Source organism: Leisingera sp. ANG-M6, assembly GCF_000813905.1.
Classification (GTDB): Bacteria; Pseudomonadota; Alphaproteobacteria; order Rhodobacterales; family Rhodobacteraceae; genus Leisingera.
The window spans coordinates 103,610-126,724 of the sequence record NZ_JWLG01000014.1 but is presented as its reverse complement, the minus strand read 5'-3'; the positions used below and the strand labels follow the sequence as shown (position 1 = coordinate 126,724).

The following is a 23,115-nucleotide window of genomic DNA, read 5'->3' as shown; positions in this document are numbered from 1 at the left end:
AAAAGTTAACGGGAAAACAGGTTCCGGCGCAGGGGCCGGGGCAGGAACGGCGCCAGCAGTGAGCCGGCCAAGGTCAGGCCGCCCCTGCGGAACGGGGAAAAAAATCCGCGCGGGCTTTTGAGAATGCCGGACACAGATTGTTTCAACGCATAACCCGGTGCCCCATTCAGACGAAGTGCCCGGCGGGCAAGGTAGCGGTGGTGAATGGCATGAGAGGCGGCGCTTGGAACCACGCCAAAACCGGCGGCAGTTGCAATTGCCTGTTCACGGCCTGCCCGCATTGCCTCAAGATCCGTCGACAATCCGCCAACGGAAGTGCGGTAGTAGGTATGCAGGCTGTCGATTCCGGTCACCCGCGCGCCGCCGCCAACCAGGCGGATCAGCCACTCCAGATCTTCGTTGTGGACCATTGCCTCGTCAAAGCCGCCGCTCGCCGCAAAGACCCTGCGCCGCACGGCAAAGTTGGACATGGTGCAGACCGGGTTTTCCCCGAGCAGCATGGCGATGGTCAGATCCTGCTCGGGAACTGTTGAAAACACGCTGGCATCTGCGGGGGTGGCGCGGAAGAAACCGATCCGCCCATAGGCTCCATCGGCGGCCCCCTGCCGGAAGCTCGCACGGAGCTGCGATAGCTTTTCCCGGTGCCAGATATCGTCCGCATCGCAGAACGCGATCACATCACCGCAGGCGTGCTCCATTGCGCCGCAGTTGCGGGCCGCACTGGGGCCCTTTCCGGGGTTTTGCACCAGCTGGATCCGGGCATCGGCAGCGGCAGCGGCCCGCACCAGGGCGCGGGTCTCATCCGTGGACCCGTCATCAACCACGATCGCCTCCCAATCGGCGCAGGTTTGAGCCTGGAGCCCGGCCAGGGTTTCCCGAATCGTGGCGGCAGCGTTGAAGCTGGGAATGACAGCGGAAATATATGGCATGTCTCAAACCTCTGCGGTGCGGTGGCGGAAGGCCCTGGAAAGGGTTGGCAGCGATGCGCCCGTCATCATCAGCGCGGCGACAACGGCATAGCCTGTGGCGACCGCTGTCAGACCATGGGGCGCAAGCAGGCAGGTGTTCAGTATCAGCGCCCCGGTGGTGGCAAGCGTGACCCGGAATTCCTGGCCCGGCTTGCCGTTTGCCCGCAGCCAGCCCGCGGTTGCGGACCACAGCGTGGTCGGGATCGCAACCAAGCACAGGATCGACACAACACCTTCGATGCCTTTCCAGCCCGCCCCGAACAGAACCGGGACATAGAGCGGTGCCAGCAGCGACTGCGTGATGACAGCCGGTGCGATGATCCCGATCGCCAGCAGCACGCTTTGGCGCAATGCCTGCAGCTTGTCGGCGCTGGCGCAGAGATGCGGGAACAGAACAGTGGAGAAAGCCACGGTGAAGGAGTTGGATAGGCTGAGACCGGCATTGAAGGCCATGAAATAGAGGCCAAGCGTCTCTGCCCCCATCAGCGCGCCCACGATCACCTTGTCGGCCTGCAGGCGCAGCGCCTTGACCAGTTCGACGCCCAGAACCGCCCACCCATAGGCTAGGAACGGGCGCAGCGGTGCATAGCCTTGGGACGGATCGGGGCTCCAGGGATGCAGGCGGCGCATTGCGACCAGCCAGAACGGCGCTGTCAGCAGGCGCGGCAGCACCAGCACCAAGGCGGACGGCCAAAGCAGCGCCATCACCACCGACATCAGGTTTGACGCCACTATCTGTGTGCCCGAAATGGCTGCAGTCTGGCGCAGCTTTCCTGCCCGCATGGCGAGGCCCGCCTGCACCATCCCGGCGGGCATGAACAGGTATTCACCCGCCAGAAGAAGCACCAGTGCCAGCAGCATGACGCTGCCGCCGCTGGCATAAAGCACTAGCCCCGCCAGCGACTGAAGCAAAAACAATCCGACGCACCAGACCCAGAAAATACGGTGCGCGGTAGCACAGGTCTGCTGCAGCTGAGCCTGCGGGGCCGCGATGATCTTTTGAATGACGCCATTTTCCGTCAGCGACTTGACAATATCGGCCGCCGCCAGGGCTGCCGCGGCAATGCCGATCTGATCCAGGTCGAGCGTGCGCGCCACTGCGACAACCACCAGAAGCCGCGAAACCTTTGCAGCCGCCTCAGACGCACTGTAGGCAAAGAGGTTCTTTGCGAAGGAGGGAATTTGAAAGGTGCGGGGCATCGGGACCTGTCCATAGAGCTGTTGGATCAAGTCATAGCGGGCTGGAGAACCTGCTGTCCCTTGCCCCCAGGGACAGGGCAATGGTGCAACAGAACTGTTCCATATCCGAAAGGATAGCGCTGCGATATCAACGGGCTCTCGACCGCTGTGGCCGAATTCCGTATCACCAGTACAACCCGCAGTGATCCCGCGAGCAGTTCAATGAAGAAACCCCTCAGAAATGGAACGGCAATTCTGGCGATCTTGTCTTTGAGCGGCTGCGCGCAGATCGACCCGCCAGACAACCTGGAGCCGGTTGCCTCTGGTGACGGGTATCAGGCGCAATACCGTGAACCGGAGGTGTCCCGCAGCGAATCCGGTTTTCTGCAGTCTCAGACAATGAACGAGTCCAGGTGCCGCCCCGCCGTCGGCGGAACCGGCGGCAAGGGCGCTGGAACAGCGCAGGCTGCGTTGGCAGGCGAGCGGTTCACCCGCAATGACCTGGTGAACGTGCGTGTCGGCGATGATGAGACCTTCAATGGCGACTACGTTATCTCGCGGGATGGCACGCTGAAGCTTCCCTTCCTTTCACCGATCCGTGCGCAGGGCCGAACGGCCATCCAGATCGAGGAGGACATTGCCGCGAAACTGATCGCCGAAGACTTCTACTCTGACCGGCCGCGGCTGTCGGTCCGGGCAGCTGATTTTGCCTCGGTCACGGTCGGTGTTTCAGGAGCTGTCTTTGAGCCTAAAGCCGTAGAAATCGGCGGTGTTCCAGGTGACGAAGTGGATTCCCGCAGGCAGGGCGCACTGGGGGCCTCGACCGAAGCGCGCAACCTGTCTGCCGCATTGCGTGCGGCAGGCGGGGTGCGCCCGGATGCGGATATCTCGGCAGTCGAGGTGCGGCGCGGCAGCAGCCTTTACCGGCTGGACATGCGCGGAGTGTTCGAAGGCCAGAATGCCGTCGACATCATGCTGCTGACAGGCGATCAGGTGCATGTGCCCAGCCGCGGATGCTTCCAGGAAGACCTGATGCGGCCCAGCCCCATCAGCCCTCCGGGGGTGACGCTTTTCTTGTCGAACCTCACCCAGCCGGCCGCCGGCAACGCGCTCTCCGCAATTGGCCGCGAGGTGCGCGAGTTTCCCTATGGCACACGGTACCTGCAGGCGGTGGTGGACACCAACTGCGTGGGCGGCGCCCGCGCCACCAGCGCGCACCGGTCCTCTGTTCTGTTCTCCCGCAATCCGGTCACACAGGTGTCTGTCGTCATCGAGCGGAGGATCGAAGACCTGCTGCGCCGCGCTGACCGGGACGATTATGACCCCTTCCTTTTGCCCGGGGATGCCATTGCCTGCTATGACAGCACAATCACCAACCTGGGAGAGGTCGGCCGCCTCATCGGCGCCTTCAACTACTAAGTCAGGTTGAGCACCGGTTTGGTGGCAGCCCAGGCCTTCCTCAACGGGCTCAGCGCGCCTTCGGCCGCTTGGCGGTCCTGGCTGAGCGCCGCTTTCTCAAGACGGATCAGCGCACTGCGAAGCTCCGGAAGCCCGAAGGTTGCGGCGCTGCCGGCAATCCGGTGGGCTTCGACTGCGGTTTCATTCGTAGCCAAATCCTGCCCGTTCTCAAAATCTTTGAGGAAGGCTTCCATTTCAGCTGCAAAGCGGTTCAAGAGGGGGAGCAACGCCTCGGCTCCAACCGTTTCTTCCAGTTCAATCAGTTGCTGAGACCGCAGCGCAGCAACTTCCGGTGCTGGCGGAGCTGGGGAAGGGTGGTCTGCAATCAATTGCAACAGGCCTTCACGCGTCAAAGGTTTGGTCAGCACATCATTCATGCCGTCTTTCAAAAAGGCTTCCTGCTCCTCGGCCATCGCGTTTGCGGTCACGGCAATAATCGGCGCGCGCGCTGACGCGCCGCTGCCAGTCCGGATCGCCCGCGCGGCGCTGCGCCCGTCCATGACCGGCATGCTGATATCCATCAAGATCAGGTCAAAGCCCGTTTCTTCTGCCATCTCGATCGCTTCCCGGCCGTTGTGCGCTTCGGTCACAAAATGCCCCTGTGCTGTCAGCATTTCCCGGGCGACATGGCGATTGATCTCGTTGTCTTCCACCAGCAGGACATTTGCCCGCTTCCTGGCGGGCGCAGTAAACCGGGCCTCTCCCTTCGGCTCAGGCGCCGCAATGGCCTGAACAGGGAAGCTGACATCAAAGACACTGCCTTCTCCCGGAGTGCTTTCGACAGTGATGCGGCCACCCAGCGCTTTCACAAACCGCTGGGCAATCCCCAGACCCAGCCCGGTTCCCCCGACTTCCCGGTCATAGGAGCTGTCTCCGGTCGCGAAATCATCGAAGATATGCGGCAGCAGGCCCGGGTCGATACCTATACCTGAATCCCGTACCGAAATGCACAGGATGGTCTTTCCCTCCTCAGCGGCACTGGCCTGAGCGGTGATGGAGATCCGCCCGTTTTTCGTGAACTTGACTGCATTGCCGACGATGTTCATCAGAATGTGCTGAATGCGGTCCCGATCCGCGTGAACCCAGTTGAGCGGTGCCCCTGTCCAGCCCCACTCCAAAGTGCTGCCGTTGCCCGCCGCTGCACCGCTTAGACTGTCCACGATGTCCTTCAGCAGAGTGCTGATATTCATGTCCACCATGTGCAGCCGCAGTTTGCCCGCGTCGAATTTGGTAATGTCCAGAACATCCGAAATATGGCTCATCAGCAGTTTGCCGGACGTCTGCATGTTTCTTATGTAGCGGGACTGCTTGGCACTGAGCCGGGTTTCCTCGAGAAGGGTCAGATTACCCAGCAGCCCATTCAACGGGGTTCGGATCTCATGGCTCATGGTGGCCAGGAAATCGGTTTTGGCTTTCTCGCCGGCCATGGCACGGTCGCGGGCCAGAACAAGCTCGGCCTCTGCTTGCACCTGACTGGAAATATCACGCAGGAACGCGATGAAGATTTCCCCGTCCTTGGTGTCCGCCGCCTGTATGGCAAGCTCCACGGGGAAAACTTCGCCGTTCGCCCGCTTCGCTTCAAGCTTGAAGCGCCCACTTCCAACAACACGCTTTTCGCCTGTTTCACGCAGGCGGGCCATACCGGCCTGATGCGCAGCCCTGTGATGTTCGGGCACAATCAGCTCGCCCAGATCGCATCCTACTGCATCTTTCGCGGAATAGCCGAAAATCTGTTCGGCAGCGGCGTTGAAATCCGTGATGCGCCCTGACGTATCCGCCACGACCACCGCGTCAAGAGACGTGCTTGTCACGATGTTCATGCGCTCACTGGCTTCGATGACTTGTGTCCTGCGCCGCACGTTCTGAGCGTTCAGCACAGCCAGGTAACAGGCAAGCACGGCGAGCGCTGCCACCAGCGCGGCAATGGCAATCGCCAAATGCATCAGGGTGCCCGAAAAGGCCTCGCGCCGGAAGTCGGACTCCTCAGCGAAATAGTTGAGGCCGGATACGGACAGCCGCCGCACATCCGGGCGGACAGCCCCGGTTTTCTGTTCCAGCGCAGGCAATAGGGCGGGCAAGGCACCTTCATCGCTGTCAATCACAGGGACGGCGCGGTCGAGGAAGGCTGCAACTGTCGCCAGATTGGCCGCGAACGTTGGAACTGCGCGCAATTCGCTGTAGATGGATGCCTGCTGCAGCGTGCGTATTCGGCTGAAAAAGACGTCGAACTTGCGCCGGAGGCTGCGAATGTCCGGGCTGTCGCCCTGCAGCGCCCGCGCCAGTTCAAGTTCGAACTGGAGAAACTCCACCTCGGTCTGAGACAGGTTCCATTGAATGTTGTCGGAACTGGCAGAGTTCAGCCGCGTGATGTCGCGGGACACATTCAACGCCAGAAATGCAATGGCTGCGAGGCCCAAAAGGGCGGGCAGCAAAAAAGCAGCCAACCGTAGCCACATCTTTCTGCGTTTTGTGCCGGCCATTGCCATCATCCTCAAATGCAGGCAGCCAAGCCAAAAGCGCCGGGTTCAGCGCTCGCTACTCAATCACTTCGATGCGGTCGAGCTGCCAAATGCTGCGGGAATAAACCACCTCTGATTGATATTCGGTTTTGCTGTCATAAGGGTAAACAATCCAGAGCGGCCCCTTGTCACGCACGGACATTTCCTCGCCGTTGTGCTTGTAGGCAATGATCGGGCCCCCTTCGACAGCATCCGCCAGCGGGATGTCCACCGAATAGTCGTTGATGGCGGTGGCCCGCAGCGTGGTTCCGGTGATGCCCAGATGGTCAACCAGCTGATTCAGCGGCACGCCTTCAAAATGCTGCACGCCCTGCGTCCAGATTGTCGACGTTTCAAACTCCACGGCACCCAGTCCTTCCAGCATGGCCAGATCGAATTGCGCTGCTTCCCCTGCGTTTTCCGCTTTCGGCGTGCCAGATACCTTCAGCACCACCTCTCCGGCTGGCTGGTCCAGATTTCCCGCTGCCAGCGGCTGCGCGGCGAACACGGAAATTGCAACTATCTTGAGCGCTTTAAAAAGCATTGCGCGGCCTCCTTTGATGATTGACCCAGATATGGCACGACGTGGCGCGGGCGCCAAAAGGTTAGACGGATACCCGCCTATCCTTTCGAATAGGTCCGGCAATCATGCCGCCTGCAGAACCGGGGCGACACGCCCGGCAAGAAAGCCGGACAATTCATGAGCCAGTTCCGGCCGGTCCAGAGCAAAGGCCGCCGTCGCCTGCACAAATCCTTGCACACTGCCGCAGTCGAACCGTTCGCCGTCAAACCGGAACCCGGTTACACCTGCTGAGGGAAGGTCCGCGTTGATGGCGTCCGTCAGCTGCAGTTCTCCGCCTGCGCCTGGTTCAATCGCAGCCAATGCTTCGAATATCGAAGGCTCGAGAATGTAACGGCCGACGACGGCATGTGTTGATGGCGCCTGCGCAGGATCCGGTTTTTCCACCATTCCGCGGGCGTGAGTGAGTTTTCCGGCCTCGCGCGCAACATCCAGAATGCCATAGGAGGAGGTCTGCTCGCGCCCAACTTTCATGGTTGCTACCATGTGGCCGCGGCTTACGGCATGCGCCTCCACCATCTGGCGCAGCGCCCCGCGCGGCGCGCGGATGACATCATCGGGCAACAGCACGGCAAAGGGTTCGTCTCCTACCAGGCGTGCGGCCAATCCCACAGCGTGGCCAAGACCCAACGGCTTGCTTTGGCGAACAAAGGACAAAGCCCCCTCCGGCATCCGCGTCAGAGCAATGGCATCCAGAGCAGCAGTCTTACCGCGCGCTTCCAATGTGTTTTCCAGCGCGGCGGCTGTGTCGAAGTAATCCTCCAACGCGCCCTTGCCTGCGGCAGTGACAAAGACGAACTCCACAATCCCTGCCTCCCGCGCTTCGTCCACCGCGTATTGGATCAGTGGTCGGTCCACCAGCGGCAGCATCTCCTTGGGGATGGATTTGGTGGCAGGCAGAAAACGGGTTCCCATGCCGGCAACGGGGAAAACGGCTTTGCGGATATGTGTCATGGCTTGTCTCCTAAATTAATGGGTCAGTAGGCGCCGCGGCCAGAAACAACCGCGCCAAAGGTTCTGAGGATGAGCTGGAGGTTCAGTTTGAGCGAGCGGGCCTTAATGTAGCTGAGGTCCATCTCGATCATTTCCTTGAAGCCGACAGAGGCCCTGCCTGACACCTGCCAGACACCGGTGATGCCCGGTTTGACCTGCAGACGGCCAAGCGCACGGGGCGGGTAATCTGCAACCTCGCACGGCAGTGCCGGGCGGGGGCCGACGATAGACATATCCCCGCGCAGCACGTTGAACAGTTGCGGCAGCTCATCGATGGAGCTCCTGCGCAGCCAGCGGCCGACACGGGTGACCCGCGGATCCTGGCGCGACTTGAAGCAGAGGCCGTCCCGGTCCGAGCCGTGCAGGATCTCCGCGCGCCGGGTTTCCGCATTTGCCGTCATCGAGCGGAACTTGAACATGGTGAAGGTCTTGCCGTTCAGCCCGACCCGGGTCTGTTTGAAGAGTGCGGGTCCTCCGCTGTCCGCCCTGACCGCCAGAGCCGCCGCAAGCAGCAGCGGCGACAGCATCAGCAGGGTCAGAACCGCAACTGTGATGTCCAGACCGCGCTGCTGGACGTCGGCGAGGCGCTTCTGCCGCAGTGCAGCCAGTCCGGCATGAGCCAGGAAGCTGACGTTACCGGTCAGGTAGCGGCGTGCCATCCGGCGTGGCTCCATCGCCAGCCGCCAGCCCCACTCCATCCTTGCAGCCCTGACCGGTTCCGGCGCCCGTGCAACCGAGCCCGACAGAAAGTCGAACAGCGCGCCGACCCCTAAAGTGAGATTGGCTGTCAGGTCATTCGCATTGCGGTGCAGCCACAGCTCCTGCATCGGCACGCCAAGCGCAACCAGAACGATGTCGGCGCCGCTTTCGTTGATGTCCGCAACAACCGCCCTAGTGTCCTGCGCTCCGGAAAACCCATCGCGGGTGCCAGCAATACGCAGGCCGGGAATGTCGTAGACCAGCCGCGCCGCGGCTGCATCCGCAACGCCCGGCCGCCCGCCGAACAGGTAGACCGATTTGCCCATGCTGGCCGCACGCTGCAACAGCTGCGGCACAAAGTCGGTGCCGTTCAAATTGGTCGTCAGAGAATGACCGGTGAACTTTGCCGCCAGTTCAACTCCGATGCCATCAGGCAGAAGGATATCCGCCCCGGCGACAGCCTCGGCATAGTGCGGGTCGCGGCGGCGGATATTGCAGCAATGCGCGTTCAAGAAGAAAGCGCGCCGGCGGCCAGGCGACAGCAGCTTGGCAGCAGCCTGATCAGCGCTGCTGTCAACCAGATGGAGGTCCAGAGCAGGCAGGTAAGCCGTGTTCAGAAGGTCGGTTTTGACTGTTGGGGCAGCACCGAAACTGGAAGAGGAATATGCAAGTGTCATCTGCTAAGTCCTTGAGCTGTCATTGGTTGCTCTCAGACTGTTGCAGGCGGCCGCTCCTCTCAACGGAGCGGGAGGACAGGTCGCGGGCCCGTTGGCATCCCCGGCTTGCCTTGCGGCGTGCGAACCTATCCGCCCGGATCAAAATCTATCCAAATGCTTTCCAAGCTGCGGCGAATACACACGACTTTTGCCGTGCAAGCGCCGCATTCACGCGTTACGTGTAGAGGCAGGGATCAAGGAGCATGTTATGAGAGTACTGATTGCCGATGACCACGACCTGCTGCGTGACACGCTTGTTCTGTTCCTGGAAGGCCAAGGTTCCTTCAAGACCAGTACCGCGGCGGATCTGGATCAGGCATGCAAGCTGATCGAGACCGAAGATCCCTTTGATCTGATCCTGCTGGATCTGAATATGCCCGGCATGAACGGGCTGGCCGGCCTCAAGCGGGCGATGGCCATGAGAAACGGGCAGCGGGTTGCCCTGATGTCCGGTGCGGCCACCCGTCAGATCGCTGAACAGGCGCTGGAGGCCGGCGCCGCCGGGTTTGTGCCAAAGACCCTGCCGGCAAAATCAATGATCAATGCAGTCAAGTTCATGGCGATGGGGGAGCAATATGCACCCATTGATTTCATGACTGCCGCAGATCCGGAAACAGACCACCCGCTGGCGGAGAAGCTCTCGCCGCGGGAGCTTCAGGTTCTGAAAGGCCTGACCGAGGGCAAGTCCAACAAGGAAATCGCCCGCGATCTGGACATTACCGAACCGACCGTGAAGCTGCACATGAAAACGCTGTACCGCAAGCTGGAAGTGGCAAACCGCACCCAGGCAGCACTGGCCGCGCGTGAGGCGGGGCTTTTCTGACTGCCTGCGGGAGGCGCAGCCCTAAAACCTACTCCAACGGATAGCCGCGAATACGGATGCGCACCGGGATAGCCTTGCGCGCAAGCGCGGCGGGTAAGGTGCCGGGATAGTCTCTGGTTGAAGGAGACTGACATGCTGCAGAAACTTGCCGGAAAATTTGATGCTCCGCGGCGGCTTTGGCACCGGATATCTCTCCGCCGCATCATCGTCGGCGGGCGTTTGGGCGACACCAGCCGCATCCGCCGCTACCTGGCATTCTTGCTGCTTGGGCTGGCACTCGTCTGGGCGCCGATCAACGGTTATCTGCAAACCGCACCGCTTGCCTTCAAATCGCATGCGTCGCTCATCCTGCCAGGGTCCGGGGCGTCAGCCTCAATGAACCTCAATGGTATTGGGCAGGCGTCTTCCTATGCCAATTCCGCATTTGCTAGCAACTCCGTCAGCCCGACCGAAACATACAAGCGCCTGATTGGTGCTGACCGTATCCTCGCCGCGGCTGCCAGCGCGATGGGGCTGACACGCCGTGAATTCGGCAAGCCGCGGATCCGGCTGGTGGATCAAACCAGCCTGATCCACGTTGAAATGACAGGCCCCAGCGCAGAAAACGCCCAGCAGCGCGGCAATGCCCTGCTGCAGGCTTTCTTCGAAGAACTGGACGCGCTGCGAAAGGATGAGCAAGCCACCCGCGAGGACAGCGGTCTGGCCGCCATTGGTGATTACCAGAGTTCAGTTGCTGCCACACGCTCTGACATCGGCAAACTTCAGAAATCCTCCGGGCTGCTGTCTGGCGAGGAGTTCGATGCAATGGTCGAAGACACCCGCGAACTGGAAGGCCGGGTTGAGGACATTGCCGGTATTCTTGAGGAAAAGACACAAAGCGTTGCCGCGCTTGAGCAAACCTTGGGCATCCAGGCCTCCGCCGCGGCCGCAACCCTGAAACTCTTTGCCGATGCAGACTTCCTCGCTCTGGAAGACGAAAGCGCCATCCATGCTGCAAAACTGGCCGAAGCCCGTGCGTCCTACGGTGAAGGGCACCCGAAGGTGCAAGCCGCACGTGCAGCCCAGGCTGCGGCGGAACACAGTGCAAGCCAACAGGCAGCGGCAGTGACAGGTATCCAAATTGATGAGCTGAAAAGGCTTGATTTGGCCCCGGACGGGGCGCGGGCAGAGTTGTTGGCTCAGCTTGTGCGGATGGATGCAGAGCGCATGGGCACAGCCCGGCAGTATGAAGCTTTGGCTCAGCGTCTGGTGTTCGAGCAGACCCGGCTGCAACAACTGGCGGCTAGCGCAGCACGGCTGAAGGATTTGCAGCGAGATTTCTCTGTGGCTGAAGCAGTGTTTGCTTCTGCCATCGCCCGAACCCAGTCGACGAAATCGGATGTTTATGCCTCATACCCGCTGGTTCAGATACTCGAAAACCCGTCCCTTCCCGAGCGCCCCTCGTCGCCTGACCGTAAGCTCGCCTTTGCCGCCGGGGCAGCGGCCACCTTCATGCTTGTGATCGCGCTGCTGCTGGGCTGGATCAGATCCGCTGTCATCGGCCGTCTTCTGGCCGCGCCCAAGGCAGCCGAAGCATGACCCTGCAAAACCCGGCAGAGCGGATGATCTACCGCTCCATGGTCCTGACTTGGCCCTTCTACGCCGTTGGTGCGCTATACGTCGTGGGCCCGGTTCTGGCCTGGGTTCTCGGCGCTCTGGCGGTGCTGGCACTCTACCTTGGCCCAGCGTTCCGGCCCGACTTGCGTGCTACCGGTCCGGTTCCGGTGCTGATCTGGGCCTGGATCATCGGCATGGCCATTTTGCTGATTGCGCTGTGGATCGGGCACCTCGACTGGGGGCTCGGCCTCAAGAAGACAATCAAGTCCTCGATCGGCTGGGCCAAAGGCTGGGCTCTGCTGGCGCTGTTCCCGCTGGTTGGTGCGGCGCTGCCGATCCGCCGCGAGGTCCTGATCCGCGGTCAGTGCGTGATCGGGGCCTGGACGCTGGCGCTGGCACCGGTTCTGCTGGCAGCGCCCTACCTTGGCCTGCCGGAACAGATCTTCACGTCGCCGTTGAAGGCAGTTGGCGGGCCGGGTCCGGAGTATTTCAGTGTCTACCTGTTCACCTATGATCCGGCCAGCTGGACACCGCGCTGGCAATTCTACGCCCCCTGGTCTCCCTTCGCGGCCCTCTTGGGCGTCATCATGGTGCTGTTTGCGCTGGAAGAAAAAAACCGAAAGTGGATGCTGGCCGGTGTGGTTGCCGGGGTCCTGATGATTTTGGCGTCAAAATCTCGAATGGGGCTGGTGGGGCTGGTGGCCTGCACCGTTGCGCCGCGCATGATGCCCCTGATCCTGCGCGGCTGGGCCTGGCATGTAACGGCAGGGCTGACCGCCTCATTGGCCATCACCGGCGGAACCTTGGCGGCGCTGGTCGCGGATGCGGTGGCCGCGTTCAAGGGGGCCCGGGCAGACAGCACCCGGGTCCGCGAAACACTGCAGCGGATCGCCAGCGAGCGCTGGCAGACCGAAGCCTTCTGGTTTGGCCACGGCACAGTTCAACCCGGGTCCCATGCCGTGGAATACATGCCCATCGGCAGCCATCACACCTGGTACGGGCTGCTGTTCGTTAAGGGGGCTGCCGGTTTTGCCGCACTGCTCATTCCGCTGGTTTGGCACATCGGCTTTGTCATGGCGGATGCAGCAAAACACGCGCGCGGCCGCCTGCCGCTGGGAATACTGATGACAATGGTGCTGCTCTCTTTCGGGGAGAATATTGAAATCGAAGCCTATATGCTTTGGCCGGGCCTGATCTTGCTTGGCGTTCATCTTCGCGAAGCCGGGGCGGCTTAGGCCAGTAGCGGTTTCCTGCTGGAAGAATTCGCCCGGGTCGCTGATACCGCTGCAGCTTGCTTGAACGGCTGATCTCCGAGACAGCGGCCGTTCGCCTGGTCGGGCTTGGACTAGCAGTGAGCGGGACGAAGCCGCCGTCGACAGTTCTGAAATTAATGCCTGCTTGTCTGCATTTTGCAGTTGAACAGATGCTTCGCATTAGGGTCAGGGTTCATAGCCAATAGCTGACCATTGCTGCGAGGGCGATTGCTGATGGGAATACCTTCGGGCACGTATCGTATCGGGTCGCCACGCGCTGCCAATCCTTCAACCTGCCAAACATGATCTCTATCCGATTGCGGCGGTTGTAACGGCGCTTGTCGTGTTTCACCGGTTTCTTCCGCTGTTTCCGGTCGGGGATGCAGGCGCGTATCCCTTTGTCTTTCAACGCTTCTCGGAACCAATCAGCATCATGGCCTCGATCTCCCAGCAGCCTTTCCACCCTTGGCAAGCCGCCCACCAAAGCGCGGGCGCCGATGTAGTCGCTGACTTGCCCAGCTGTAACGAACAGGTCCAGCGGGCGTCCCTGGCTGTCGCAGATGGCGTGCAGCTTGGTATTCATGCCGCCTTTGGTTCGACCAATCAGGCGGCCACGCCCCCGTTCAGCAGGGAATTGATCCCCCGGATCAATTCCTGGCCCGCTTCACTTGACGCCCAAACTGGCCGCTGTGCGGTGTGCCTTCAGATAGGTCGCGTCGATCATCACAGTCTTCTCTTCGCCGTGTTCCGCGGCCAGACCGGCCATCATCCGGGCGAAGATACCCTTGTCGCTCCACCGTTTCCACCGGTTGTACAACGTCTTGAGCGGGCCATAGGCCGCCGGAGCATTACGCCACCGCAAGCCATTGCGAATAATAAATAATGCCGCTCAATACCCGCCGGTCATCAACACGCGGCTTGCCGTGGGACTTGGGAAAGAAGGGTTCAAGACGCGCCATCTGCGTGTCGCTCGACCAGAAAAGATCAGACATGTCACCGCTCGTCTTTGGAACCGTGAAACACGCAGACAACCGGAAATCAATGGGTCCTGACCCTACCGGGCGAATTGAGTGGCTTCGGTTCCTATACTGGCGCTGGCGATTTTGAATGACCTCTACTGGATCGAAGCCAGTGAACTCTATCACGAAGACCCTTACTTCTATGTACGCCCCAACTTAGTGGTCAGCCGACTGCTGGGGCAAGAACAAGCTCTACTTCACTCGGGCACTGTGTGCCCGGACCTGAGAACCGTTGGGCCAGACCCTGATGTATCTGAACAAGTACCCCGCTTGCGCTGATCCGGATTTAATGCTGATCATCAAGGACCACTGGCGGGCTCTGTAAATATCAGGGCTTAACCTCGGTGTGCCGCTGGCGATCACCAATTTACCGAGCACGGATTAGGAACCGAAGGTGTTCCCGCCGCTTCGTAGGAAACGAAGCATGCGGCGCAGCTAGTGCGGTAACCGAACCGATGCTCTCAGTCTGCTTGGTACCGCTGCACTCAGATCGGCAATGCCATCCCGACTTTGGTACGCTCCATCGCCACAGAGGTCCGGAACCGGCGCACATTGGAATTCTCAAAGAACAGCCGGTGTGTCAGCGCCTCGAAATCCTGCATGTCCTGGGCGGTACAGATCAGGATGAAATCGGCGTCGCCCGTCACATAATAGCATTGCTGCACTTGGGGATCAGCCTTGGCGCGCTTTCGAAAGTGATCCAGCTGATCCAGCGATTCCCGGTCCAGTTCAACCAGTACCACAAAAGTCATCTTGTAGCTGAAGCGCGCAGGGTTGAGGATAGCGACTTCCTGCTGGATCAGGTCCGACTCCCGCAGCTTCTTCAGCCGCCGCTGCACGGAGGGGACGGATAGAGAACACTCCTGCGCCAGTTGCTCCAGGCCGATTCGGCAGTCTTTCTGCAACAGGCGCAGAATGGTCAGGTCGGCTTCATCCAGATTGGTTGTCATGAGTCAAACCCGCCACTGCAGCCATTCAGGCAGAGAAATTTTATCGACCATACCGCCGATGATGAAAAATTCAAGCAATCGGCCTGTGGTAATTTCCTGACCATGGAACATTCAGACACTCTCAGCTTCAGCCCGGCTTTCGAACGCGCCCTAGACTTCTTCCAGGCGCAAGAAAATTACGAGGCCTCACCGCTGCGCACTCTGCGCGGCCCGAATGATGTAACCGTTCTGGCCAAAGACGAAACCGGCCGGATGGGGCTTGGCGCCTTCAAGGCGCTGGGAGCGCCTTACGCGGTCGCACGGATCCTGGCCCAGGCCTGGCAGCAGCAGACCGGCGAGACGTTGCCGCTGGAGCGCCTGAAGGACGGCGATGTCCGCGCCTTTGCCGCAGACTATACCTTTGTTTGCGCTAGTGCCGGCAATCACGGGATGGGTGTTGCGGCCGGTGCCCGTGCGACGGGCGCCAAGGCGCGTATCCATCTGGCAAAAACTGTACCGGAAAGCTTTGCCGGGCGCCTGCGGGAGCTGGGTGCAGAAGTGGTACGCTCCGGTGATGTTTATGACGAAAGCGTTGCTGCGGCGATTGCTGACGCCGGGGAGAGCGGTGCGGTGCTGCTGGCTGACGGAACCTGGGAAGGCTACACCGAGATCCCGAAATGGGTGATGGAAGGCTATTGCGTCATCGCCGAGGAAATGCGGGCAGAGTTTGAAGCCTCCGGTAATTGGCCCACCCATGTTTATCTGCAGGCGGGGGTCGGCGGCCTGGCTGCGGCGATGGCCTATATGATCCGCCACAACTGGGCCCAGCAGCCCGAGCTGATCGTGGTTGAGCCGGACGCGGCGGCTTGTCTGCAAACCAGCCACAAAGCCGGCGCGCCCACCCGCGCTGATGGCCCTGACTCCAGCATGGGCCGGCTCGACTGCAAGGAACCCTCGATCGTGGCCTGGCACGCGCTGGAAAAAGCCGGCGTGTCCTACGTGACACTGTCGGAAGAAGAAGGCGAGGCCGCCGCCAGCGCGGTCGCTGCCCTCGGCATCGAAACCACCCCTTCGGGCGCAGCCGGATACGGCGCGCTTTGCAAAGAGGCACCAGTTCCTGATCAAGGCAAGGCATTCCGCCCCCTAGTGATCATTTCGGAAGGCGCCGCTTAGGCGGCGAAGGAGAGGACTATCCACATGACTAACTTCACCCGCAAGCTGCTGTCATCGGCAGTGCTGGTTGCCGGCCTGGCAACATCAGCTGTCGCGGACACCTGGAAATTCGCGTCTGAGGAAGACAAAGGCGACGTCCAGGACATCTTTGCCCAAGCCTTTGCCGACAGCATCAAAGAGCAGTCGGACGGCGACATCAAGGTGCGTATCTACTACTACGGCCAACTGGGCACCGAGAATGACATTGTCGAGCTGACCTCCAAGGGCACCGTGCAATTCGTGTCCGTGGGTACCGGCCACCTTGGTTCCTATGTTCCCGAGGCGCAGGTTCTGGATCTGCCCTATGTGCTGGGCGGCGACACCGATGTGATCCGCAAGGTGCTGACCACCAGCCCGACCATCTATGAGGGGCTGAGCGAGAAGTTCGAGAAAGTGAACCTCAAGCTGCTGACCATGATTTCCGAAGGCGAGATGGCCTGGGGCGCCAACAAGCCGATCCGCTCGCCGGAAGATTTCGACGGCCAGAAAATCCGCACTTTCACCTCGACCATTCCGGTGGAAACCTACAAGGCATTCGGCGCCAACCCGACGCCGCTGTCCTGGGGCGAGGTCTATGGCGCGCTGCAGCTGAAGACCGTCGATGGCATGGTGAACCCGGTCTACTTCATCTACAACGCCAAGTGGCATGAAGTGCAGGACTACCTGATCTTCCCGGGCCAGCAGCCTTATGTTGGTACAGTGTCGACCAACAGCGAATGGTTCAGCGGTCTGCCGGCCGAGCAGCAGGAGATGGTCCGCACCGCGATCGCAGCAGCGGAACAGGCGGCGCATGACTACCAGATCTCGATCAACGCCGAGAACATGGAAAAGATCAAGGCAGAGCGCCCGGAGCTGGAAGTTGTGGTGCTGACCGAGGAAGAACGCGCCGTGTTCGAAGAGCTGAGCACCACGCTGCATGAAACCTTCTATACCGTTGTCGAAAATGCTTACGGCGACGCAGAGAAAGCCGACGCCCGCGATGGCGCCAAGGCGATCCTGGAAGGTGTTCTCGCAGATGTCGCGGCCGCCAACTAATCCGGCTTACTGAATCTGGAGGGCGCGGCTTCCCGATGAGGGAGGACCGCGCCTTTCCTTGGAGCGCGCGCCGCGCAGGCGCGCGGGGAGAAAGAGATGAAGACCCTGCTGCTTGCTCTGAGCAAAGGCACCGAGCTCATCGAGAAGACCGTCATCATCCTGGCGATCCTTCTGATGATGCTGAATTCCACCGCCAACGCAATCGGCCGCTACGGCTTTGGCAAGAGCCTGTTCTTCTCGGAAGAGCTGAACCAGTTTCTGATCGTTGCGGTGACTTTCGTCGGATTTGCCTATGCGGTCCGAAAGGGGCGCAACATTCGGATGACGGCTGCTTATGACACTCTGCCGCCGCGTGGGCGCAAGGTGCTGATGATGTTGATCACCTTCACTACCAGCGCGCTCTTGATGTTTCTGGCCTATCAGGCGGTGTTCTATGTGCTGGAGATTAAGGCTGTGAACCGGCTGAGCCCGGCGCTGCAGTTTCCGGTCTATATCATCTATGCCGTGATCCCCGTCGGCCTGGCGATGGCCGGGCTGCAGTATCTGATCGCCTTTCTGATGAACCTCACTCACGAAGGAACCTGGCTGTCCTATGAGGTTGAGGAAAGCGAAGCCGAAGAGATCGGGGTCTGACATGGATTTTCTGAACGATATCCTTGCGGGTGAACTGGATACCTATGTCATCACTGCGGCATTGGTGGTTCCGATGGTGCTGCTGCTGTTCCTCAGCTACCCGATGGTTGTGCCGCTGGTGGTGGCGACTCTGATTGGCCTTGTCCACTTCTCGCAGAGCGACACCGGCGTGGTGATCCAGCAGATGGTGACCGGGATTTCCCCCAATGCGCTGATTGCGGTGCCGATGTTCATCCTGGCTGCAGACATCATGGCGCGCGGCCACACTGCCAATAACCTTCTGGGGCTGATCCAGGCCTATGTCGGCCACCGCCGCGCCGGCTTGCCGATCACCGCCTGTATCGCTTGCACCCTGTTCGGTTCTGTTTCCGGCTCGACCCAGGCTACGGTGGTGTCAATCGGCCAGATCATGCGGCCGCGGCTTCTCAAGGCCGGCTACAAGGACAGCTTTGTCATGGCCCTGATCATCAACGCCAGTGACATCGCCTTTCTGATACCGCCCAGCATCGGCATGATCCTCTATGGCACCCTCGCCAATACCAGCGTCGGCGAACTGTTCATCGCCGGCATCGGCCCGGGCATCGTGCTGGCGCTGCTGTTCTCGGTCTACTGCTACTTCTACAGCGTCTGGCAGGGCGATCTGATCTCGCTGGTGCCCAAAGCCACGGGCGCGGAGCGGCGGGCGGCGATCAGGAAGGCGATCCTGCCGCTTGGCTTCCCGGTGCTGATCGTCGGCGGCATCTATTCCGGTGCGGTGACACCAACCGAGGCGGCGTCCTTCTCGGTGCTTTATGCGCTGATCGTGGAATGCGTGATCTACCGCGAGCTGAAGCTGGACGACGTGCTGGATTCCGCGCTCAGCACCGGGCTGATCACCGCGGTTGTCTTCATCCTGGTCGGGGCAGGGCAGGCGTTCTCCTGGTACATCTCCTTTGAGCAGGTGCCGCAGGGGCTGCTGGAGCCGCTCAACCTCGAAGGCGCCTCGCACGAGTACATCCTGTTCATCATCGCGCTGTGCTTCTTTGTCGGCTGCATGTTTGTCGACTCGCTGGTGGTGCTGGTGATCCTGACGCCGATCTTCGTGCCAATCATCGACGCCTCCGGCCTGGACCCGGTGCTGGTGGGGGTCATGATCACGCTGCAGATGGCGATCGGATCGGCGACACCGCCGTTCGGCTGCGACATCTTCACGGCCATTGCGATCTTCAACAAACCCTATCTGCAGGTGATCCGCGGCACGCTGCCGTTCTTCCTGATCCTGGCGCTGATGACGGCACTGCTGATCTTTGTCCCGGGGATTGCCCTGTTCCTGAGAGACCTTGCAGCGCTGTAAAGCGGTATGCACCACAATGAGGCGGAGCGTTTGCTTCGCCTCATTGTGGCGGCCGCAACCGGAGGAAATAGCATCCTTCAAGTACCCAGCCGGCGCTCAAAAAAGCTCCTGCCTCAGCTGCTACTACGGAACTGCGATTATGCCGACCGGCTCACGGGTGTCAGGACGGAACGTCTGTTTGCGGTCCTGAACTGGTGTGATTCCGTAGAACTTTCGATAATGCAGAGTCAGCGTTGATGAACTGGCATAGCCGACGGCATGGGCGATGTCTGAGATGCTGTCCCAGGAATGACGCACCATTTGCCGGGCGGCCTTCAGGCGTTGGCGGCGGTAGTATTCGCCAGGGCTGAGGCCGGTGGCAGTGCGGAAGCTGCGCTCCAGCTGCCGGGGAGAGATGCCGGCCATGCGGGCGACATCGCGGATGCCGACAGGGGACTCAACGTTTTCCAAAAAGATAGACATCGCCTGTTTGACCGCTGGCGGCATTTCGTCAACCGTCCGGCCGCTTTGCAGCACCGGAACTTTCTGCCGACTGTTTGCGCTGCGGATGATGGGGTGCTGCAAAATGCAGGCAACCTCGTTCATTGCAGCCTCACCCAAAGCGTGGCAGACTAACTCCAGGCATACCTCGAACATGGCCGACGCTCCGGAAACTGTGAGCACCGAACCGTCACGCACAGCCAGCCTGTCTACAACCGTGCAATCCGGAAAGGCGGTTTCAAAGGCGGCCCGGTAGCTCCAATGCACGGCACAGCGCCGCCCGGACAGAACACCGCTTCGGGCAAGCGGGAAGACACCGCCTGCGACCGCACCAAGGGCGACGCCGTGACGGGCCAGGAAACGCAATCGGCCTGAGCTTGAGACCGGATCCTCTAAAACCGCTTCCGGCCCGGACAGCAGGAACAGGCAGTCAAGTCCCTCAATCTCTGCCAGGCTGAAATCCGCAGAAAACTCCATACCGGCAGAAGCTGTCGCAGGAGCGCAGGTCTCGGTTATCAGGCTCCAGGTGAAGACCTGACGTCCTGCAATCTCATTAGCGCTCCGCAATGGTTCAACGGCTGAACTCAGGCAGGCCAAGGGAAAGCCCGGCAACAACAGGAAGCCGATGCGGCGGTGCGGTGCAGGTCCGAAGTCGCTGGAATGCAAGGTCATGACATTACTCCAATCCCAGGGCTTCTTTCTTGGACCGCGCCCAAGTGGTGACCAAATGGTCCACCATCAGTCCCATGAAAGCGACGGCCAGGCCCAGCACCAGCCCCTTGCCCACATCTGTGGAAGACAGTGCCCGCTGCATTTCTTGGCCGAGATCCTGGGTGCCGATAAAGGCGGCGATGATCACCATGAACAACGAGAACATCACCGACTGGTTGACCCCGACCATGATCGTCGGCAGCGCCATCGGCAGCCGCACCTTCCACAGGGTCTGCATACGGGTAGCTCCGGACATGTCGGCCGCCTCGATCAGGGTTTCCGGCACCTGGCGCAGCCCTTCGATTGTGTAGCGCACCAGCGGTACCGCTGCGAACAGGACGACTGCGCCAACCACAGCCACGTCATTGACGCCGAACAGCATAACCACCGGGATCAGGTAGATGAAGCTGGGGAATGTTTGCAGGGTGTCACAGATTAGCAGGGCGACGCTGGCGCGCTTTTCATTGAAAGAGCCCCATATCCCCAGCGGGAAGCCCATTGCTGCGGCAATACAGACAGCGACGACGACTGTATAGACGGTGATCATGGCACGGTCCCACCAGCCGGAGATGGCGATAAGGCCGAAGAACGCCAGACACACCAGTGCAGAGCGCAAGCCACCGATGGCCCAGCCTACCGCTGCCAGCAGAGCCAGTACCGCGGCATACGGCATCCACAGGAAAGCATCGCGGATTGGAATAAGAACCCAGGTAATCAGGAACCAGCGCAACCATTGGGTGACCGGGTCGATCAGAACGATGAACCAGTCCGCCACAGCGTCAATCGGCTTGGAAATCGTGAAGGCGTCTCGGCGGCCGACCTGATCCATCAGCGGCAAAAATTGTGCGAGCACCAGACAGGCCAGGGACAGGCCGATGCCAAGCAGCAAGAACTTATGGCGGACAACAAAGGATGTGCCTTTTTCAAAGTGCTCAGGCTGTTTGATGGCCCAGGCCTTGGTGCAGCGGTCCAACATGACGGCCAGCAGAACGATAGTGATGCCGATTTCAACTGAACGGCCGATCTTCAGCGCCTGCAGCAGCTGCAGCAGCTTCTGACCCAGGCCCGGCATGCCGATAAAGCTGGCCAGCACCACCATCGCCAAGCATTGCATGATCACTTGGTTCACGCCGACCAGAATCTCGGTCCGCGCTGTTGGAATACGTACATAGCGCAATAGCTGCCAGCGGGTTGAGCCGCACATATGGCCGCTTTCGATCACCTCGTGCGGAACCTTTCGCAGCCCCAGCAGCGACATGCGGATCATAGGCGGAACTGAGAAGATGATGGTGACAATGGCGCCTGCCTTGGGTCCGACACCGATGAAGACCACCACCGGGATCATGTAGGCGAAATGCGGCAGGCTTTGCGCAACGTTAAGAACGGGATTCAGGATCCGTTCAAACGTCTTGGAACGCCAGGCGAGAATGCCCATCACAAGGCCGAACAGGATAGAGAAAGGGGCTGCAACGACGATCACGGAAAGGGTCTCCATCGCCCATTTCCACTGGCCCATGACGGCGATCCAAACAAAAGTGCCTCCGGTCAGAAGTGACAGCCGCCAGCCCTGCAGGGCATAGCCTATGACAAAGCCGATGCTAGCGATCACGGTCCATGGAATGGGGCCGACGCGGGGCCAGCGGTTTTTGCCGTACAGCAGGTTGGCAGTCACATCGAGCAGCCATTCGACCCCATCGGCAAAGGCTCGGGTCAGATAGAGCAGACCCAGATCGTCGCGCAGAAAAACAAAGATCGCGTTGATCCAGTCAGCGAAGGGTAGGATCAGCCACTCCGGCGGCCGCACCAAGCCGGCAGGCAGGACATAATTTCCGGCGGCCAGAACACAGGCCAGCGCGAACAGTGCCCAGCCGGTTCTGGCCCGTGTCCAGGTCTGTGGTTTTCCAGTCAGTATTATGGCTTGATCCGTCATGATGCCTCTCCCAGAAGCACATCCAGTGCTTCCTGGCGGTTCATTGCGCCGATCAAACTGCCTGCATTGTTGGCTACCGGCAGGAAGTCGCGGCTGTCATTGACCAGCAGCCGTGCGAGTTCCAAGATGGTCTGTTTTTCTCCGACTGGTGCGCCTGTCAGGCTGTGACCGTTCACATCGCGCGCCAGAACACCAGCGTGGACAACGCGTGATTTCTCGATCTCTTCGGTGAACTTGGCGACATATTCGGTGGCCGGATTCAGCACGATCTGATCGGGGGTGTCGCATTGCTCGACCACGCCGTCCTTCATGATGGCGATGCGGTCAGCCAGGCGCAGCGCCTCGTCGAAATCATGGGTGATAAAGACAATGGTCTTGCCCAGCATTTCCTGCAGGCGCAGGAACTCGTCTTGCATTTCGCGGCGGATCAGAGGGTCCAGTGCAGAAAACGGCTCGTCCAGGAACCAGATATCGGGTTCGATCGCCAGGCTTCGTGCGATGCCGACGCGCTGCTGCTGGCCACCTGAGAGTTCCCTTGGAAAATAGTCTTCGCGGCCTGAGAGGCCCACCAGTTCGATCACTTCCAGCGCGCGGGCGCGCCGCGCATGGCGGTCCTGGCCGCGCATCTCCAACGGAAAAGCGACATTGTCCAGCACGGTGCGGTGCGGCAGCAGTCCGAAGCTTTGGAACACCATGCCCATCTTGTTGCGGCGCAGGTCAATCAGCTCTTTCTCGGACATTTCGCCAATGTTCCGCCCTTCGACCTGAACTTCGCCGCCGGTGATGTCGATCAGCCGCGAAAGGCAGCGCACAAAGGTCGATTTGCCAGAGCCGGACAACCCCATGATCACCAGCATCTCTCCCTGGGCAATGTCCAGCGACACATCCCGCACCGCAGCGATGTAGCCAGCCTGACGGATTTCATCAAAGCCGGGGTTGCCGGTCAGCGATTTCAGGTACTGTTCCGGATTGGCGCCAAACAGCTTCCAGACGTTCTTGCAGGAAATGACGGGGGAGGCGGCGGTCATGGGTCTACTTTCGTTAGTAAGAAATCCGGGGCAGTGAACCGC

18 protein-coding genes and 1 pseudogene are annotated in these 23,115 nt (G+C 60.5%); 8 read left to right on the top strand and 11 right to left on the bottom strand.

The window, feature by feature from the left end:
* Window positions 1–5: 5 nt before the first annotated feature.
* Together RA24_RS12645 and RA24_RS12640 are read right to left on the bottom strand one after the other, a co-directional pair.
* Window positions 6–929 (bottom strand): glycosyltransferase family 2 protein, encoded by a 924-nt coding sequence (locus tag RA24_RS12645; RefSeq protein ID WP_039191930.1) that lies wholly within the window; start codon window positions 927–929, stop codon window positions 6–8.
* Window positions 930–932: 3 nt separating this feature from the next.
* Window positions 933–2,168: an oligosaccharide flippase family protein gene (locus RA24_RS12640; RefSeq protein WP_019296433.1), complete on the bottom strand. Its 1,236-nt coding sequence runs from the start codon at window positions 2,166–2,168 to the stop codon at window positions 933–935.
* 201 nt (window positions 2,169–2,369) lie between these two features.
* Between RA24_RS12640 and RA24_RS12635 the strand changes: the two genes are divergently transcribed.
* Complete coding sequence (locus RA24_RS12635; RefSeq protein ID WP_036762037.1) at window positions 2,370–3,566, top strand: polysaccharide biosynthesis/export family protein; 1,197 nt, start codon at window positions 2,370–2,372, stop codon at window positions 3,564–3,566.
* Here RA24_RS12635 and RA24_RS12630 read toward each other — a convergent pair.
* The 4 genes from RA24_RS12630 to RA24_RS12615 all read right to left on the bottom strand — a co-directional run bounded on the left by RA24_RS12630 (window position 3,563) and on the right by RA24_RS12615 (window position 9,052).
* Window positions 3,563–6,085, bottom strand: coding sequence for a hybrid sensor histidine kinase/response regulator (locus RA24_RS12630; protein WP_039151955.1), 2,523 nt, complete (start codon window positions 6,083–6,085; stop codon window positions 3,563–3,565). The two genes, RA24_RS12635 and RA24_RS12630, sit on opposite strands and share 4 nt — an antisense overlap.
* Before the next feature lie 55 nt (window positions 6,086–6,140).
* Window positions 6,141–6,647 carry a molybdopterin-dependent oxidoreductase gene (locus RA24_RS12625; protein WP_019296430.1) on the bottom strand — a complete coding sequence of 169 codons (507 nt, stop codon included), beginning with the start codon at window positions 6,645–6,647 and terminating at the stop codon, window positions 6,141–6,143.
* Between the two features lie 102 nt (window positions 6,648–6,749).
* Entirely contained in the window at window positions 6,750–7,637 is an 888-nt protein-coding gene (locus RA24_RS12620) for a UTP--glucose-1-phosphate uridylyltransferase (protein WP_039174188.1), read from the bottom strand.
* A 23-nt stretch (window positions 7,638–7,660) separates the two neighbouring features.
* The gene (locus RA24_RS12615) at window positions 7,661–9,052 is read right to left on the bottom strand and encodes a WecB/TagA/CpsF family glycosyltransferase (protein ID WP_039191928.1); all 1,392 of its coding nucleotides are present in this window, start codon (window positions 9,050–9,052) and stop codon (window positions 7,661–7,663) included.
* Between the two features lie 247 nt (window positions 9,053–9,299).
* On the opposite strand from RA24_RS12615, the gene RA24_RS12610 reads away from it, so the two are divergent.
* From RA24_RS12610 to RA24_RS12600, 3 genes are all read left to right on the top strand, one after another.
* The gene (locus RA24_RS12610; RefSeq protein ID WP_039151902.1) at window positions 9,300–9,914 is read left to right on the top strand and encodes a response regulator; all 615 of its coding nucleotides are present in this window, start codon (window positions 9,300–9,302) and stop codon (window positions 9,912–9,914) included.
* Window positions 9,915–10,046: 132 nt separating this feature from the next.
* A complete protein-coding gene (locus tag RA24_RS12605) occupies window positions 10,047–11,492 on the top strand; it encodes a hypothetical protein (protein ID WP_039191924.1) in 1,446 nt (481 codons plus the stop codon).
* Complete coding sequence (locus tag RA24_RS12600) at window positions 11,489–12,745, top strand: membrane protein (protein WP_019296425.1); 1,257 nt, start codon at window positions 11,489–11,491, stop codon at window positions 12,743–12,745. The genes RA24_RS12605 and RA24_RS12600 overlap by 4 nt, the downstream gene beginning before the upstream one ends.
* Window positions 12,746–12,956: 211 nt before the next feature.
* On the opposite strand, the pseudogene RA24_RS22010 reads toward RA24_RS12600, so the two are convergent.
* Both RA24_RS22010 and RA24_RS12585 read right to left on the bottom strand, forming a co-directional pair.
* A pseudogene (locus RA24_RS22010) lies at window positions 12,957–13,755 on the bottom strand (IS5 family transposase).
* A 512-nt stretch (window positions 13,756–14,267) separates the two neighbouring features.
* Window positions 14,268–14,732: an Lrp/AsnC family transcriptional regulator gene (locus RA24_RS12585; protein ID WP_019295395.1), complete on the bottom strand. Its 465-nt coding sequence runs from the start codon at window positions 14,730–14,732 to the stop codon at window positions 14,268–14,270.
* Window positions 14,733–14,834: 102 nt separating this feature from the next.
* Between RA24_RS12585 and RA24_RS12580 the strand changes: the two genes are divergently transcribed.
* The 4 genes from RA24_RS12580 to RA24_RS12565 all read left to right on the top strand — a co-directional run bounded on the left by RA24_RS12580 (window position 14,835) and on the right by RA24_RS12565 (window position 18,924).
* On the top strand, window positions 14,835–15,884 hold the full coding sequence (locus tag RA24_RS12580; protein ID WP_039191921.1) for a diaminopropionate ammonia-lyase: 1,050 nt from the start codon (window positions 14,835–14,837) through the stop codon (window positions 15,882–15,884).
* Between the two features lie 24 nt (window positions 15,885–15,908).
* Window positions 15,909–16,958 (top strand): TRAP transporter substrate-binding protein, encoded by a 1,050-nt coding sequence (locus RA24_RS12575; protein ID WP_019295392.1) that lies wholly within the window; start codon window positions 15,909–15,911, stop codon window positions 16,956–16,958.
* Between the two features lie 96 nt (window positions 16,959–17,054).
* The gene (locus RA24_RS12570) at window positions 17,055–17,591 is read left to right on the top strand and encodes a TRAP transporter small permease (protein ID WP_039151912.1); all 537 of its coding nucleotides are present in this window, start codon (window positions 17,055–17,057) and stop codon (window positions 17,589–17,591) included.
* Window position 17,592: 1 nt separating this feature from the next.
* Window positions 17,593–18,924: a TRAP transporter large permease gene (locus tag RA24_RS12565; protein WP_019295390.1), complete on the top strand. Its 1,332-nt coding sequence runs from the start codon at window positions 17,593–17,595 to the stop codon at window positions 18,922–18,924.
* A 123-nt stretch (window positions 18,925–19,047) separates the two neighbouring features.
* Here the strand turns inward: RA24_RS12565 and RA24_RS12560 are convergent, their stop codons facing one another.
* The 3 genes from RA24_RS12560 to RA24_RS12550 form a co-directional block, all read right to left on the bottom strand.
* Window positions 19,048–20,016 (bottom strand): GlxA family transcriptional regulator, encoded by a 969-nt coding sequence (locus tag RA24_RS12560; protein WP_241480942.1) that lies wholly within the window; start codon window positions 20,014–20,016, stop codon window positions 19,048–19,050.
* 64 nt (window positions 20,017–20,080) lie between these two features.
* Entirely contained in the window at window positions 20,081–22,045 is a 1,965-nt protein-coding gene (locus RA24_RS12555; RefSeq protein WP_039151916.1) for an ABC transporter permease, read from the bottom strand.
* Window positions 22,042–23,073 (bottom strand): quaternary amine ABC transporter ATP-binding protein, encoded by a 1,032-nt coding sequence (locus RA24_RS12550; RefSeq protein WP_019295387.1) that lies wholly within the window; start codon window positions 23,071–23,073, stop codon window positions 22,042–22,044. Before RA24_RS12550 ends, RA24_RS12555 begins: the two co-directional genes overlap by 4 nt.
* Window positions 23,074–23,115 lie beyond the last annotated feature (42 nt).